Raw genomic sequence first — 15753 nt, 5'->3', positions numbered from 1 at the left:
CGTGAAGTCAAACTTCGCCGCACCGCCGAAACAAAAAACAACTCAATCAGTTAACAGGCAAATCTGTGGCAAGGGCGTCGCGGAAACGACGCATCCGCCGTTATTTACGCGCAAGCAGCGCCTTGACCAGCTTTTCGTCGATCGCGCCGGTTGCCTTCATATCGTTGTCGGCCTGGAAGGCCATGATCGCGTTCTTGGTTTTCTGGCCCATCATGCCGTCGGGATTGCCGGCCTCGTAGCCGTTCTTGTTGAGAATGCGCTGGATGTTCTGGACCGCTTTCTTCATGTCGATGCCGGCGGTGGTCTGCGGTGTGCCGTCCTGCCACGATTCAGGAACGTCGGCCGAATTGGCGGCTGGATCGAGCGGCTTGGTCTTCCACAGTTCAGCCGCGGCCCGCGCACGCTCCAGCTGCTCGGGCCTCAGCGCCTTGGCGATCTCGTCGCGCTTGGCCGCCGCATCCTTGTCGCCGGTCTTGGCGACGAGTGCGAACCATTTGTAGCTCTCCTCGAGGTTCTGCTTCATGCCGACGCCCTTCGCCGCGAGGATGCCGAGATTGAACTGGCTATCCTTGACACCGAGATCCGCCGCCGCCTGGAACCAGCGCGCTGCCGATTCATTGTCGGTCACGCCATCCGCCGCCATCGCAAACAGCACGGCAAGATTGTGCATCGCGCTGGCATTGCCCTGCGCTGCGGCAAGCTGGTACCAGGTTTTCGCTTTCTTGATGTCGCGTGCGACGCCGATGCCCTTCTCGTAGAAATTGCCGATGCGGTATTCTGCCGGTGCGAAACCGAGTTCGGCAGCTTTCTCATACCATTTGGCCGCCGCCGCCATGTCTTCTTTGACGCCGCGAGACTCGGCGTAGCGCGAGCCGATCTCGAACAGCGCCTTGGCGTCGCCGCCGGCCGCTGCATCGCGCAGGGCGGCCGGACCGGCATCGGCCGGAACGTCGATCTTGGCAACGCCTGCCGCGGCAGCATCCGCCGGCGGCACCGTGCCGGTCGTGTCCTGCGTCGCAGCGGTGGCTATAGCAGGCGCGGCAGCCATTGGCTCGGCGTCGCTGGCCGTCGCCGCTGCCGGCGCGGGCACCGCGGCCGCGGTGTCTTGCGCCGCCAGGTCAGCGGGCGCCGCAGAAGCCGAGGGCGCCGTCGATGTCTCGGCTGCCGGTGTAGCGGGGCCGGTTTGCGCCGCCGTGTCGTCCTTGGTCATCGATGCGGATGGCTCTGCCTGCCTGACCGTGGGCGACGGCGCGCTCTCCTGTGTTGTCGTCTGCGCGTCCGCCTTCGGCTCGCTGGCAATGCTGGCCAAAGCGGTTTCCACCGGCTGTACGGCCACGGCCGGTGCCGCCTCATTGTTGGTGACTTCGACCGGGTCGGAGAAGAAGGCTTTGCCCAGTTGCAGGCCGGCAAGCGCCAGCATGATGGCGATTGCCCCCATCAGGATCGGCTTGCGTCGCGCCTTGAGCAGGTCGCCGATCCTGAGTGCCTTGACCGGGCCTTTCATCGTCGACTGGCGCTTGAGGGCGTCCGCCTCGGCGGCCGCCGCTTGCGCAGCCCGTCTGGCTGCCGCGATGAAGTCCGATTTCGCCGCCTCAGCGCCGCCTTCCCGGGTCGGCTGCCCGCGCTCGTCGCGCACGCGCTTCATGATGGCGCTGAGGTCGGGTGCGCCGGAGCCGGGTTCCAGTGGCCGGTTGGCGAGCTTGGGGTCGAGGGGCTCGTCGAGATCGACGCTCGGTATCTCGGCGCTCTGCGCCGAGCCTGCAAGCGGCGGCATCTCGGCGTCCTTCTTGCCCTTCAAGGCGCGCGCCAGCCCGCCTAACATCGATTTCCTGCCGCCGCCTTGCTCGGTTTTTTCACGCGTCGTGTCTGAACCGAGAGCCGCCAGGGCTGCTGCGGCGGCGGCCTCGGCTGGCGTACGCGGACCTGGCTCGTCGCGCACGAGCGCCGCGGCGCGGCCGTCGAGATCGGCCATGCTGCCCGTCAACGGCAGCGGCTGGTCGAGGTCCATCGACGGTGCGTCCTGCACCGAGATCTTGGATGGCCGGCCGAAACGCTTGCTCAACTCCGCGCTTGCCGGTTCGCCCGTCTCCAATGAACCAAGCCTGTCAACGATCTTGAGCAGCGTATCGTGGATAGCCTCGAACGTTCTCGAATTGCGCTCGTCCGAACGGCGCGTCAGTGCCTCGAGCGTCTTCAGGTCCTGGGCGAGGCCGGTAACGGCCGCCGTGTTGGCGCTTGATCCGGCCAGTGAGCGGACGGCGCTCTCAGCCGCCTCGCGCGCCGCGCCGAGGATGGAATCGCGGGTTCCGGCCAGCGACTTCTCGATTTCGTTGAGACGCGGGCTGATGTCGTCGAATTCCGGCAGCGGCGTGCCGGGCTTGGAAAGATGCGCCGTCAGGCCGGCGACCTGCGCTTCAAGGCTGCGGATCAACGCCGGGTCGATGCTGGCGACCTGCGCCGCGGACGAATCCAGCCGGCTTGAGATGTCTTCGAGCCGGCTCTCCAGGCCACGGATCGCCGCCTCGTTGGCGGGATCTGGAACGCGCGTCTCAATCCGCTTGGCCAGTGCGGTGAAGCGGGCGTCGATGGCATCCATAATGCCGGCGCTATCGACCTGCGGCATGCGCTGGTCCAGCCTGTCGGCGACCTCGTCCAACCGGCGCTCAAGGTCGCGAAACAGCATGTTGCCTTGTTCGATTGCGTCGCCCTGACGACGTTCCATCATGCTGGACAGCACGTCGAAGCGCTGCTCGAGCCCCTGGAAGATGTAGTCGGCGTCGGGCATGGCAGGTGCGTGGTCGATCTTGTCGGCAATAAGCGCGACTTGCCTGGCAAGGCGCTCCATCGCCTGTTCCGGCAGATTGGCTCGGCCGGCCAGTTCATCCACGCGGCTCGACAATGTGTTGAGACGGTCAATGACCTCCCGACCCGGACGATCCTGCGACACTTCTTCGATTTGCTGGGCCAGTGAATCGATCCGCTTCTCGATGCGTTCGAAGGGCTCGGGGTCGAACGAATTGGCTTGCGCGGCAACCGTCGAGGCGACGATCGCGCGGGAAATCTCGTCGAGCCGCTCGTCGATCTGACTGAATGTGTCGCCGCCGCGATTGTCCTGCTGGCGGGCGAAATGGTCGACCGCTCCGGCAAGCGTGCGGACCTTTTCCTCGAGCGAGCGCAGCGACAGCGATTCCGGCAGATTGCTGACGGCATTGCTGATCTGTTCGAGCCGCTCCGTCAGCGCCGACAGGCCGGGTGCATCGGAACGCTTGCGCTGATCGGCCTCGACGCGATCCTCGAAAGCGTTCCAGCGGCGGTCGAAATCGTCCCAGCGGCGTCCGACCGCCTGCACGCTCTCCTCGCGCGCCAGCGTATCGAGCGCGGCTTTGACCTGCTCAAGCTCGAGCCGCAGCATATTGACGCTTCTGTCGTCGCTTTTTTCGGCCAGTGTCTGGATGGCGCCGGAAAGCCGCTCGAATTCGACGCTGAGTTCGGCGCTGCCTTTGCCGCCGCCATTTGACTGGAAGGCTCGCCCAATATTCTTGCGCAGTACCTCGAACTCGCGTTGCAGGCCGGAGGTCATCTGCTGGCGCAAGTCTTCGCGCAGGCCGCGCAATTCCCCGGCGATCTTGCCGGCTAGGGCGACGCTGTCCTCCTGGCCGCGCACCCGGTCGATATCGCGGGCGATCGCCTGGTAATTCTGGTCGAAAGCCGCTGCTGGACCTTTCGGCCGCTGCGCGCGTGGATCCTCATACCGGCGCTGCTGGCCATAGGGTTGGGCGCTGGGATAGCGTGGTTCTGCCGCTGGTCGGCGCGGATCGGGGTGGCTTGCCGTCTCCTCGCGCGTCCGCTCCAGCCGCTGCTCCAGAGTTTCCAGGGAGCGGTTGAGCTCTTCAAGCGTCGTGTGCGGCCGGCGTTGCCTGCCGGCGTTGAGTGTATCGAGGTAGGACCGCTTGCTGTTCATCAATGCGCCCGTTTCAGAATTGCTGGCTTTCACCAGGTTCCCAAAGTCCTGCCGGGACGAAGGCGACTGCTTGGCTTGTTGCAGTGGAAGACGAGCTTCCCGGGTCTCATCCGCGCTCCGAAAAACCGTGAAAAATTCAGTACAGGATAGACACGGGTAACCGACATGCGCACATTTCGCCCCAACGTGGTAAACAACGCGTTAACCAAGCTTAAGAAGTTGCAACTTTGTCGGCTGGCTGCCGACGGCGCCGGGTGTCTTTTTTGGACGCGCAAAAGACGTTGTAGAATTTTGATCAGCCGCATGATCGCTCCCGAAATCGGGAACGACCTTTTAGGTTGTCCGCTGGTGCTGCGGCATAAAGTTGCAAGACCAGAACGCTCTTGCGTGGTGAGGCGGCTATCGATATAGAATTGACGTAAACGTAAATGAGCGGATTACGCCGTTTGCGATTTGTTTGTTGAAACCACGAGTGGAAGCACGCCCCCGCTTTCACTCAGGCGACGCAAGGTCCGCGACCGCGACGCCACCAGACGGGGAAAGCCAGTGACCATGAAACTTATTTCGCCCGGCCAAGCCGCGGCCAACACCAACGATATGTCGAGCGAAGCCGGTGAAGAGCTTGTCCGCATCGGCGAAATGGCCAAGAAATACGGAGTGACGCTGCGTACGCTGCGTTTCTATGAGGACAAGGGTCTGCTCAACCCGCAGCGCGACGGCTCGACCCGTCTCTATACACGCCGCGACAGGGCCCGGCTGAAGCTGATCCTGCTTGGCCGCAAGGTCGGGTTCTCGCTGCGCGACGTCAAGCAGATGATGGACCTCTATGATCCGAACGGCTCCAACACCAAGCAATTGCGGCTGGCGCTCGACAAGTCGGAGAAGCAGCTTGCCCGTCTGCAGAAGCAGCGGGCGCTGATCGACGACGCCATCAGCGAACTGAGTGCTTCGATGTCGACCGTCCGGCAAATGCTGATCGAGCGCTCGACGCCGCAGGCCAGCGTAGCGAGCTAAACTAAGCTTTCGATTTGTGACGAATAAGAGCCGCGTGGCTTTCGCTGCGCGGTTCTTCGTCGTTTGCCGTGCTTTGTCGTTTGTCGTCCTGGCGCGCGGGAGAAAATTTGACGCACCGCCGAATTGACGTTTACGCAAACGTCAATATTTGTTATCTCGACCACAACGTTGGTCCGTCTGCCATCCTCATATGCTGGGGCTGATTTCGGGGCCAAGACCGCATGGTGGAGGAAACGCATGCCGATCTACAGAGCGCCGGTCCGGGACACGCTGTTCGTGCTGAACGAAGTGCTGGGATATCAGCGTTATTCCAATCTTCCCGGATTTTCCGACGCGACGCCGGATGTGCTCGAGGCCATCCTTGCCGAGGGCGCGAAGCTCGCCGAAAACGTGATGCAGCCGCTGAACCGCGTTGGCGACGTGGAAGGCTGCATGCGCCATGACGACGGTTCGGTAACGACGCCGAAAGGCTTCAAGGAAGCTTTCGACCAGTATCGCGAAGGCGGCTGGATGGGGCTCGCGGCACCTGTCGAGTTTGGCGGGCAAGGCTTGCCCTACGCGGTGCACACTGCGGTTGCCGAATACATGGTGTCGGCCAATATGTCGCTGATGATGTATGCCGGCCTGACGCAAGGCGCGATCGCTGCGATCATCACCCATGGCACCAAAGAGCAGAAGGCAACATGGTTGCCGAAGCTGGTCGAGGGTGCCTGGACCGGCACCATGAACCTGACCGAGCCACACTGCGGAACCGATCTTGGCTTGCTGCGCACCAAGGCCGTCCCAAATGGCGACGGCACCTACAGGATCTCCGGTCAGAAGATCTTCATCTCGGCCGGCGAGCATGACATGTCGGACAATATCGTCCACCTGGTGCTGGCCCGTATCGAGGGCGCGCCAGATGGCGTGAAGGGCATCTCGCTGTTCATCGTGCCGAAGCTCAAGCTCGATGCCTCAGGCAATCCGGGCGAGAAGAACACCGTCTCCTGTGGCTCGATCGAGGAGAAGATGGGTATCCATGGCAACTCGACCTGCGTCATGAATTACGACGACGCTGAAGGCACGCTGCTCGGCGAGGCCAATGGCGGGCTGAAAGCAATGTTCACCATGATGAATGAGGCGCGGCTTGGCGTCGCCCTGCAGGGACTTTCGCTATCTGAGGTTGCCTACCAGAATGCGGTTTCCTACGCCAAGGATCGTCTGCAGGGCCGCTCGCTGTCAGGGCCGAAGGCGCCGGACAGGAAGGCCGATCCGATCATCGTCCATCCGGACATCCGCCGCAGCCTGATGACCATGAAGGCTTTCAACGAGGCCGGCCGCGCGCTGGCGCTGTGGACGGCGATCAAGTCCGACATCGCTCACCGCTCCGGTGACGACAAAGATCGCCAGGTCGCAGACGACTACACCGGCCTGATGACGCCGGTGGTCAAAGGCGTGCTCACCGACAAGGGGTTCGATCATGCGGTAATGGCGCAGCAGGTCTTCGGCGGCCACGGCTATATAGAAGAGCACGGCATGAGCCAGTTCGTCCGCGATGCGCGCATCGCCATGATCTATGAGGGTGCCAACGGCATCCAGGCGCTCGACCTCGTCGGCCGCAAGCTGGCCTTGAATGGCGGCCGCGCGGTCCAGGCTTTCTTTAAGGAAGTCGGAGAGTTCTGCGAGGAAAACCGCACCGACGAGACGATGGCGACCTTCACCAAGGCGCTGAAGAAGGGCCTCAACGATCTGCAGACGGCGACGATGTGGCTGGTGCAGAACGGCATGGCCAAGCCCGATAACGCCGGTGCCGCCTCGACCGACTACATGCATCTCTTCGGCCTGGTGGCGCTGGGCTATATGTGGGCGCAGATGGCCAGGGTGGCCGCAGCGAAATTGGCGAATGGCGCCGACGGCGCTTCGTCTTTCTACGACCACAAGCTGGTGACGGCGCGCTTCTTCATAGAGCGGATCATGCCGGAGACGTCGGCGCATCTTGCCCGCATCTCCAGCGGTGCCGACACATTGATGGCACTGCCGGCGGAAGCGTTCTAGCTTCGGCGTTCCCCTCCCCCTCGAGGGGAGGGTGGCCCGAAGGGCCGGGAGGGGTCCTGGGTGCAGTGCGCCGACCTCCATTCTGGTGCATGCCTTGGAGGAAAATGATCGCAATGCCGTGGCATATGGCGCAGGTTGTAAAAGACAAGGTCGAGCACGTCATCGGCGACCCCACCCGGCCGCTTCGCGGCTACCCTCCCCTCGAGGGGGAGGGGAACGTTGGCGCGAGGGAGAAACCATGACCCACCCCGCCGAAATCCTTGGCCTTCCCAAGCCCGCCTGGGCGGCGGACGAGGTCGGCATGCTTTACGACATGGCGCACCGCTTCATGTCGGAAGAGATCGCGCCGCGTTACGACGAATTCGAGAAGAACGAAATGGTCGACCGCGAGAGCTGGCTGAAGGCGGGTGCTGCCGGCCTGCTCTGCGCCTCGATGCCGGAGGAATATGGCGGATCGGGCGGCACCTTCGCGCATGAGAGCGCCATCATCGAGGCGATCGGCCATGTCGGCGTCGACGGGTTCGGCATTGGCCTGCACAATTCGATCGTTGCCCCCTATATCCTCCACTACGGCTCGGAGGAGCAGAAGAAGAAGTGGCTGCCGAGGCTGGCGACCGGCGAGCTGATCGGCGCCATCGCCATGACCGAGCCGGGTGCGGGCTCCGACCTTCAAGGCGTCAAGACGCGCGCCGAAAAGGACGGCAACCGGTACAAGCTCAACGGCTCGAAGACCTTTATCACCAACGGCCAGCTCGCCAATTTCATCATCGTCGTTGCCAAGACCGATCCTGAGAAGGGCGCCAAGGGCATCTCGCTGATCGTCGTCGAGACCGACGAGGTGGAGGGTTTCGAGCGCGGCCGCAACCTCGACAAGATCGGCCTCAAGGCCAACGACACGTCGGAACTGTTCTTCAACGACGTACGTGTGCCGACCTCGAACCTGCTCGGCAACGACGAAGGCCAGGGCTTCGTCCAGTTGATGCAGCAATTGCCGCAGGAGCGGCTGCAGATCGGCACCACTGCTATCGCCATGGTCGAGCGGGCCCTGGCGCTTACCATCGACTACGTCAAGGAGCGCAAGGCCTTCGGCAAGCCCATCATCGAATTCCAGAACACCCAGTTCAAGCTTGCCGAATTGAAGACCGAGGCGACCATCGGCCGCGTCTTCTATAATGACTGCGTTGCCCGTCACATTAACGGCGGCCTCGACCCGGTGACCGCGTCTATGGCCAAATACTGGCTGTCGGACCTGCAAGGAAAAGTCGTCGACGAATGCCTTCAATTGCATGGCGGCTATGGCTACATGAATGAATATCCGATTGCGCGCATGTTCCGCGACGCCCGCGTCCAGCGCATCTACGGCGGCACCAACGAGATCATGAAATTGCTGATCGGGCGCTCGCTCTGAGCGAGTTTCAGCAAACCCAAGGAGCAGGAAAATGGCCGAAGCTTATGTCTATGATGCCGTGCGCACGCCGCGCGGCAGGGGCAAGAAGGATGGCTCGCTGCACGAAGTGCCGGCGGTGCGGCTCGGCGCCAAGGTGCTCGAGGCCATCCGCGACCGCAACGGGCTGGACACCGGCACCGTCGACGACATCATCTTCGGTTGTGTCGATCCGGTTGGCGAGGCGGGTGCGGTCATTCCACGTGCCGCCGCTTTCGAGGCCGGCTACGACACCAAGGCGCCTGGCATGCAGATATCGCGCTTCTGCGCCTCGGGCCTCGACGCCATCAATTTCGGCGCCGCCAAGATCGCGCAGGGCGCCGACGAGATCGTCATTGCCGGTGGCGTCGAATCGATGTCGCGCGTCGGCATGGGCGCCTCCGGCGGCGCCTGGTTCATGGACCCATCGGTCGGCCTGCCCGGCTGGTTCGTGCCGCAAGGAATCTCGGCCGACCTGATCGCCACCAAATACGGCTTTTCGCGCGACGACGTCGATGCCTACGCGGTCGAAAGCCAGAAGCGTGCCGCCAAGGCGTGGGGCGAGGGCCGCTTCAAGAATTCGGTGATCTCGGTCAAGGACCAGAACGGCCTGACCATCCTCGACCATGACGAACATATGCGGCCCTCGACCGACATGCAGTCGCTGGCCGCGCTCAACCCGTCCTTCGTCATGCCCGGCGAAATGGGCGGCTTCGACGCCGTCGCCGTGCAGAAGCATCCCGAGGTGGAACAGGTCAACCACGTCCACCATGCCGGCAATTCCTCCGGCATCGTCGATGGCGCGGCGGCCGTGCTGCTCGGCTCGAAAAAGGCGGGAAAGACGCTCGGCCTCAAGCCGCGCGCACGCATCCGTGCGTTCGCCAACATCGGCTCCGAACCGGTGCTGATGCTGACCGGCCCCGTCGACGTCACCGAGAAGCTGTTGAAGCGGGCGAAGATGAAGCTGTCGGACATCGACCTGTTCGAGCTCAACGAGGCCTTCGCTTCGGTGGTGCTGCGCTACATGCAGGCTTTCGACATTCCGCATGACCGGATCAACGTCAATGGTGGGGCCATCGCCATGGGCCATCCGCTCGGCGCCACCGGTGCGATGATCTTCGGTACGGTGCTGGACGAATTGGAACGCCGCGACCTCAACACCGCGCTGGTGACGCTTTGCATCGGCGCCGGCATGGGCACTGCAACGATCATCGAACGCGTCTGACGGAGAGAGATGATGAGCTACACCAATTTCACCCTCGACATCGACGCCGACGGCATTGCGCTGGTCACCTGGGACATGCCGGACCGTTCGATGAACGTCTTCACCGAGGAGGTGATGCTCGAACTGAATACCATCGTCGACAAAGTGGCGAGCGATGCAGCGATAAAGGGCGCGGTGATCACCTCCGGCAAGGATACGTTCTCGGGCGGCGCCGACATCACCATGCTGCAGAAGATGCTGGCGACCTTCGCCGCCGACAAGGCGAAGGACCCGGAGAAGGCGACCAAGGCGCTGTTCGACAATGCGGGCACCATGAACGGCCTGTTCCGTAAGCTGGAAACTTCGGGAAAGCCATGGGTTTCGGCGATCAACGGCACATGCATGGGTGGCGCGTTCGAATTGTCGCTCGCCTGCCATGGCCGTGTCGCGGCCGATTCAGACAAAGTGAGGATGGCGCTTCCCGAAGTGAAGATCGGCATTTTTCCGGGCGCCGGCGGCACCCAGCGCGTGCCACGGCTGACCGACCAGCAGCAGGCGCTGCAAATGCTGACGTCCGGCCAGACGCTGTCGCCTCAGAAGGCCAAGTCGATGGGCCTGATCCATGAGATTGCCGAGCCGGACAAGCTGGTCGAAACCGCCAAGGCGATGATCAGGAACGGCTTGAAACCGGTGGCGCCATGGGATGAAAAGGGCTTCAAGCTGCCCGGCGCCCCGATCTATTCGGTGGCCGGTGCCAATCTGTGGCCCCCGGCCATCGCCATTCTGCGCCGAGAGACCTATGGCAATTATCCCGCCGCTGCCGCCATCCTGAAATGCGTCTATGAGGGCCTGTTGGTGCCGTTCGACACCGCCTTGCGGATCGAGCAACGCTATTTCACCGAGATCATGCAGACCAGGGAAGCGGCAGCGATGATCCGTTCGCTGTTCGTGTCGCTGCAGGAACTGAACAAGGGCGCGCGCCGCCCGGCCGGTGTGCCGGAAACGAAGTTCAAGAAGATCGGCGTACTCGGCGCCGGCTTCATGGGCGCTGGCATTGCCTATGTGACGGCCAAGGCCGGCATTCCGGTGGTGCTGCTCGACCGCGACATGGAGTCCGCCGCCAAGGGCAAGGCGCATTCCGACAACCTGATCTCGGATCAGGTAAAGAAGGGCCGTGCCAAGCCGCAGGACAAATGTCAGTTGCTGTCGCTAATCACGCCGACGGCCGACTATGCGGATCTCGCCGGCTGCGATCTTGTGGTCGAGGCGGTATTTGAGGATTCGGCCGTAAAGAAGGGTGCCACCGAACAGGCCGAGGCTGTGCTCAAGCCGTCGGCGATCTTCGCCTCGAATACGTCGACCATACCGATTACATCGCTGGCCAGGAATTCGGCGCGGCCGAAGAATTTCATCGGCATCCATTTCTTCTCGCCGGTCGACAAGATGATGCTGGTCGAGATCATCCTCGGCAAGAAGACCGGCGACAAAGCGCTGGCAACCGCGATCGACTTTGTCCGTGCCATCAAGAAAACGCCGATTGTCGTCAACGATACGCGCGGCTTCTATGTTAATCGCTGCGTGCTGCGCTACATGTCGGAGGCCTACAAGATGCTGATCGAAGGTGTTCCGGCGCCAATGATCGAGAACGCGGCCAAGGCCGCCGGCATGCCGGTCGGTCCTTTGGCGTTGACCGACGAGACGGCGATCGACCTTGCCCAGAAGATCATGAAGCAGACCATGCGCGACCTCGGCGACAAGGCGGTCGATCCGAAGCAGATGGCGCTGATCAACACGATGGTCGACACGCATGGTCGCTTGGGCCGCAAGAACGGCAAGGGCTTCTATGACTATCCGGCAAAACCGGCCAAGAAGAAGCTGTGGCCAGGCCTCAGGGATCTCTACCCGCAGCTGGCGCCGGAGCAGGTCGATTATGAGGAACTGAAGCAGCGGCTGCTGGTCACCATCGCGCTTGAGGCGGTACGGGTGATGGAAGAGGGCATCGTTACCGACCCACGCGAGGCCGATGTCGGCTCGATCCTGGCCTTCGGCTTCGCGCCCTATACAGGCGGTGCACTGTCCTACATCGACGGCATCGGCGCGAAGAAATTCGTCAAACTCGCCAAGCGCCTGCAGAAGAAATACGGCACCGAGTTCAAGGCGCCGAAGCTGCTGCTTGATATGGCCGAGAAGGGCGAGACCTTCTACGAGCGCTTCGATCCCTATACCAGGGACGAGGCCAACGAGGCAGCCTGACGCCGTCTTCGGCGGTGGACAAGATGGCGGCCAAGGGGTAAAACAGGGAAGGTATTTTTTCCTGTTTCGAAGGAAGAGCAAGGTGCTCTCGCACGACCGCGTTTGGGCCGCCATCGACGCTCTTGCCGAGCGTTATTCGCTTTCGGCCTCTGGGCTGGCCAGGCGCGCTGGCCTCGACTCGACCGCCTTCAACAAATCGAAGCGGCTGTCCTCAGATGGACGGCCGCGCTGGCCGTCGACCGAATCGCTGGCCAAGATCATCGAGGCGACCGGCGCCTCGCTGGATGAATTTGCGGGGCTGGTCGAGGGTCGGGGTAATTCCGGCGCACTACCCGTGCAGAGATCGTCGGTGCCGCTGCTCGGCTTCGCCCAGGCGGGCGCCGGTGGCTTCTTCGACGACGCCGGGTTTCCAGCGGGGCAGGGATGGGACCTGATCGAGCTTCCGGCACGGGCAACCGAAACCTCCTATGCCTTGAAGGTCCAGGGCGATTCCATGCTGCCGCTCTATCGCAATGGCGATGTCCTGATCGTCGAGCCAGGGGCTACCATACGAAAGGGTGATCGCGTCGTCGTCAAGACCAATGCCGGCGAGGTGATGGCCAAGGTGCTCGACCGCCAGACACCGAGGTCGATCGCGCTGGTCTCCCTCAATCCCGATCACCCGGACCGCGACATCCCCATGCGCGATGTCGAATGGGTGGCGCGGATTGTCTGGGCAAGCCAGTAGGCGCGGGGCCGGTGCGTCTGCCTCACCTTGCCTTGGCTGTTCTGGCGATCCCGGCGATGGCCACGGCAATTGTCGCCGGCGGCCGCGCCGTCCAGAGCGAAAGCGGCGGCCCCTGGGAGCAAATCCAGGTCGGCGCTGAACCGCAGCCCGCCGCGCCGGCTACGTCGGCCATCCCGAAACCAGTGCCGGCCAAGCAGGCGGCGCATTCGAGGGCAATCGATCCAGAAATCGTGGTGCCGCCGCAGCTCGGTTCCAACGAGCTTGAACGGATAGAGCCGCGCGCCCCGTTGAGCGATCTGGCATTGGCCGGACCGCCCAAGCCGCCAAAAACGAAAATGCCCGACGACTGGAAAGGCACGAAACTATTCCAGCCCGTCGCGTCGGCCGCCGGGGTCATCGAAGCAAAGGGCTATTCGATTGCGGTTTCCGGTATCGACATCGTCAAGCAGGAGGAGACTTGCACCGACGGCGGCGAGTCCTGGAATTGCGGCATTCGGGCGCGAACGGCCTTCCGCGCCTTTCTCCGCAGTCGTGCGGTGGTCTGTGCCGTGCCGCCCGAAGGCGGTCCTGATCTGATCGCCGCCGAGTGCCGGATCGGCAATCAGGATATCGGCCAATGGCTGGTCGAAAATGGCTGGGCGCGCGCCGCCAAGGGCGGCCCTTACGTAGAAGCCGGCGAGAAGGCGCGTGCAGCAAAAAAAGGCGTCTTCGGGCCGCCGCCGAGCGTTTCAGGCCTGCCGCCGCTCCCGGCTGCTGCGTCGCGATCCGCGCCTGTAGCGCCTAGCTCGATCCTGGAGGAGCAAGACGGCGTCCTCATGCCGCCAGCTGACCAGCCAGCGCCCGCTGAATGAGCTCGCGCGTTTCGGCGATGCCGTAGAGCGCGGCGAAGGAGCCGAAGCGCGGCCCGCGTTCCTGACCTATCAGCACCTGATAGATCATCTGGAAGAAGGCGACGGAGACACCGGGTCCGCCCTCCGGGCTCTGCTTGGAATGATCCTGGTAGCGCTCGATCTTGCGCGCAACATTGAGGGCAGCGTTCTGGATTGCCTCGCTGTCGGCATCAGCCGGCAGCGCGGCGAGCGCTTCCGAAAGCTTGGTCAGCGCCTCGCGCTCGACCGCGTCGGCAGCACGGTACACTTTCGCCGGCTTCACGAAATCGTCGAAATAGCGGATGGCATATTCGGCCAGCCGGTCGAGCTCGGGATGGGTTGTCGGCGTCACACCCGGCGCGTGGCGCGAAATGAAACCCCACAGCACGTCCCTGTTCTGCGCATTCGAGGCGCTGACCAGGTTGAGCAGCAGCGAGAACGGAACCGGCAGGTCGACTGCCGGGGGATTGCCGTCATGCATGTGCCAGACCGGATTGCCCAGCCGCTCCTTCCAGTCCTGCCCCTGATAGGCAGAGAGGAACGTGTAATATTCGTCTACCGCCTTCGGGATGACGTCGAAATAAAGCTTCTTCGCGGTTCGCGGGCGCTGGAACATATAAAGGCTAAGGCTCTCGGTCGGCGCGTAAGTCAGCCACTCGTCGATGGTCAGCCCATTGCCCTTCGACTTCGAGATCTTCTGGCCGTTCTCATCGAGGAACAGCTCATAATTGAAGCCCTCCGGTGCCGGAGCATCGAGCGCGCGGCAAATCTGCCCGGCGAGCTTGACGGAATCGATCAGATCCTTGCCGGACATCTCGTAATCGACGCCGAGTGCTGCCCAGCGCATCGCCCAATCTGGCTTCCATTGCAGCTTGGCATGACCGCCGGTCACCGGCGTCTCGAAGCGCTCGCCGGTGTCCGGGTCGCGCCACACGATGGTGCCGGCGTCGAGCTTGCGCTCGTCGATCGCGACTTGCATGACGATGCCGGTCTTGGGATGGATCGGCAGGAAGGGCGAATAGCTCAGCGCCCGCTCCTCGCGCAGCGACGGCAGCATAATTGCCATCACCTTATCGAAGCGCTCGAGCATCTTGAGCAGCGTCGCGTCGAAGCGGCCGGAAGTATAATAGTCGGTCGAGGAAGCGAATTCGTAATCGAAGCCGAAACGGTCGAGGAAAGCGCGCAGCCGTGCGTTATTGGCGGCGCCGAAGGACGGATACTCATTGGAGAACGGGTCCGGTATCCTGGTCAGCGGCTTGCCGAGATAGGCGCGCAGCATGTCCTTGTTAGGCACATTGTCCGGCACCTTGCGCAATCCGTCCATGTCGTCGGAGAAGCACAGCAGCCGCGTCTTGACCTTGTCTTCAGTCAGCACGCGGAAGGCGTGGCGCACCATAGATGTGCGCGCCACCTCGCCGAACGTGCCGATGTGCGGCAGGCCGGACGGGCCGTAGCCGGTCTCGAACAGCACCGTTTCCGGGTAGCCGCTGCTCGCGTAGCGGGCGACGATCTTGTTCGCTTCCTCGAATGGCCACGCCTTGCTTTCGGCGGCGGCGGCGAGGACTTCCGGGCTGAGATCGATCGGCTGTTGTTCGGCCATGATGCTATTCCTGCAACTTTGCCAGCATCCATGCCGGCAGCCGCATGCTCTAGACCATGATCCCGAAAAGTGGAACCCGGTTTTCGGGCAGCACCGTGATCAGGCAAGAAGATTAAGAGCCCCCGTCCCGATAGTCAGGATGGATCAGGTTCCAAGGCGTGATCGGAGCGCCAACGATCGCGGCTGTTTTTCCTTGCGGCGCCGGTCCCTCGTTCCTAACTTCGGGACCGTCTCAAGGAGTTGTAAATGCCATTGTCGCCACACGAAGCCATGATCTACCTGATGGTCATCACCTCGGCGTCAGACCGCGACATGACCGACGTCGAACTGGCGCGGATCGGCGACGTCGTTCGATCCTGGCCGGTGTTTGAGGATTTCAACCAGGAGCGGCTGGTCGAGGTCGCCCAGGCCTGCCAGAAAATGCTGCATGAAAAGGATGGGCTGGAGGGCGTCCTGGCGCGCGTCGCCGAGGCGCTGCCCGAACGCCTGCGTGACACCGCCTATGCCGCCGCCTTCGAGGTCGCAGCTGTCGATCTCGAAATGCGCCTGGAGGAGGTGCGCGTCCTGCAGCTCGTCCGCCGGGAACTCGACCTCGATGCGCTGACGGTCGCCGCCATTGCGCGAGCCGCCAAGGCCCGCCTTCGCACGCTGACCTGAGCCGGCGGCCA

At 63.0% G+C, this 15753-nt stretch carries 10 protein-coding genes; 8 read left to right on the top strand and 2 right to left on the bottom strand.

Translation table 11 applies throughout. The annotated features are described in order from the left end of the window. Positions 1-100 precede the first annotated feature (100 nt). The gene (locus NKJ28_RS12225; protein ID WP_352635735.1) at positions 101-3961 is read right to left on the bottom strand and encodes a peptidoglycan-binding protein; all 3861 of its coding nucleotides are present in this window, start codon (positions 3959-3961) and stop codon (positions 101-103) included. A 552-nt stretch (positions 3962-4513) separates the two neighbouring features. Between NKJ28_RS12225 and NKJ28_RS12220 the strand changes: the two genes are divergently transcribed. The 7 genes from NKJ28_RS12220 to NKJ28_RS12190 all read left to right on the top strand — a co-directional run bounded on the left by NKJ28_RS12220 (position 4514) and on the right by NKJ28_RS12190 (position 13467). Further along, positions 4514-4975 (top strand): MerR family transcriptional regulator, encoded by a 462-nt coding sequence (locus NKJ28_RS12220; RefSeq protein ID WP_023677331.1) that lies wholly within the window; start codon positions 4514-4516, stop codon positions 4973-4975. 237 nt (positions 4976-5212) lie between these two features. Further along, entirely contained in the window at positions 5213-7009 is a 1797-nt protein-coding gene (locus NKJ28_RS12215) for an acyl-CoA dehydrogenase (protein WP_352635733.1), read from the top strand. A gap of 238 nt (positions 7010-7247) precedes the next feature. Then, positions 7248-8417 (top strand): acyl-CoA dehydrogenase family protein, encoded by a 1170-nt coding sequence (locus tag NKJ28_RS12210; RefSeq protein ID WP_352635731.1) that lies wholly within the window; start codon positions 7248-7250, stop codon positions 8415-8417. A gap of 31 nt (positions 8418-8448) precedes the next feature. After that, entirely contained in the window at positions 8449-9657 is a 1209-nt protein-coding gene (locus tag NKJ28_RS12205; RefSeq protein ID WP_352589120.1) for an acetyl-CoA C-acetyltransferase, read from the top strand. A 12-nt stretch (positions 9658-9669) separates the two neighbouring features. Next, positions 9670-11889 (top strand): 3-hydroxyacyl-CoA dehydrogenase NAD-binding domain-containing protein, encoded by a 2220-nt coding sequence (locus NKJ28_RS12200; protein WP_352635729.1) that lies wholly within the window; start codon positions 9670-9672, stop codon positions 11887-11889. A gap of 82 nt (positions 11890-11971) precedes the next feature. Then, entirely contained in the window at positions 11972-12616 is a 645-nt protein-coding gene (locus tag NKJ28_RS12195) for a S24 family peptidase (protein WP_023677336.1), read from the top strand. An 11-nt stretch (positions 12617-12627) separates the two neighbouring features. Beyond that, entirely contained in the window at positions 12628-13467 is an 840-nt protein-coding gene (locus NKJ28_RS12190) for a thermonuclease family protein (protein ID WP_023677337.1), read from the top strand. Here the strand turns inward: NKJ28_RS12190 and NKJ28_RS12185 are convergent. Further along, positions 13430-15085: a lysine--tRNA ligase gene (locus NKJ28_RS12185; protein ID WP_352635727.1), complete on the bottom strand. Its 1656-nt coding sequence runs from the start codon at positions 15083-15085 to the stop codon at positions 13430-13432. The two genes, NKJ28_RS12190 and NKJ28_RS12185, sit on opposite strands and share 38 nt — an antisense overlap. Before the next feature lie 246 nt (positions 15086-15331). Here NKJ28_RS12185 and NKJ28_RS12180 point away from each other — a divergent pair, with 246 nt between their 5' ends. Then, positions 15332-15742 carry a tellurite resistance TerB family protein gene (locus NKJ28_RS12180; protein ID WP_023677339.1) on the top strand — a complete coding sequence of 137 codons (411 nt, stop codon included), beginning with the start codon at positions 15332-15334 and terminating at the stop codon, positions 15740-15742. Positions 15743-15753 lie beyond the last annotated feature (11 nt).

The organism is Mesorhizobium sp. M0145 (assembly GCF_040322355.1).
Classification (GTDB): Bacteria; Pseudomonadota; Alphaproteobacteria; order Rhizobiales; family Rhizobiaceae; genus Mesorhizobium.
The sequence above is the reverse complement of the archived record's forward strand: the minus strand, read 5'-3'. Positions and strand labels throughout refer to the sequence as shown.

What these genes read in the sequence shown, in the direction of transcription:
- NKJ28_RS12225 (WP_352635735.1), bottom strand. Translation starts at nt 3,961, where the DNA reads ATGAACAGCAAGCGGTCCTACCTCGATACACTCAACGCCGGCAGGCAA.
- NKJ28_RS12220 (WP_023677331.1), top strand. Translation starts at nt 4,514, where the DNA reads ATGAAACTTATTTCGCCCGGCCAAGCCGCGGCCAACACCAACGATATG.
- NKJ28_RS12215 (WP_352635733.1), top strand. Translation starts at nt 5,213, where the DNA reads ATGCCGATCTACAGAGCGCCGGTCCGGGACACGCTGTTCGTGCTGAAC.
- NKJ28_RS12210 (WP_352635731.1), top strand. Translation starts at nt 7,248, where the DNA reads ATGACCCACCCCGCCGAAATCCTTGGCCTTCCCAAGCCCGCCTGGGCG.
- NKJ28_RS12205 (WP_352589120.1), top strand. Translation starts at nt 8,449, where the DNA reads ATGGCCGAAGCTTATGTCTATGATGCCGTGCGCACGCCGCGCGGCAGG.
- NKJ28_RS12200 (WP_352635729.1), top strand. Translation starts at nt 9,670, where the DNA reads ATGAGCTACACCAATTTCACCCTCGACATCGACGCCGACGGCATTGCG.
- NKJ28_RS12185 (WP_352635727.1), bottom strand. Translation starts at nt 15,085, where the DNA reads ATGGCCGAACAACAGCCGATCGATCTCAGCCCGGAAGTCCTCGCCGCC.
- NKJ28_RS12180 (WP_023677339.1), top strand. Translation starts at nt 15,332, where the DNA reads ATGCCATTGTCGCCACACGAAGCCATGATCTACCTGATGGTCATCACC.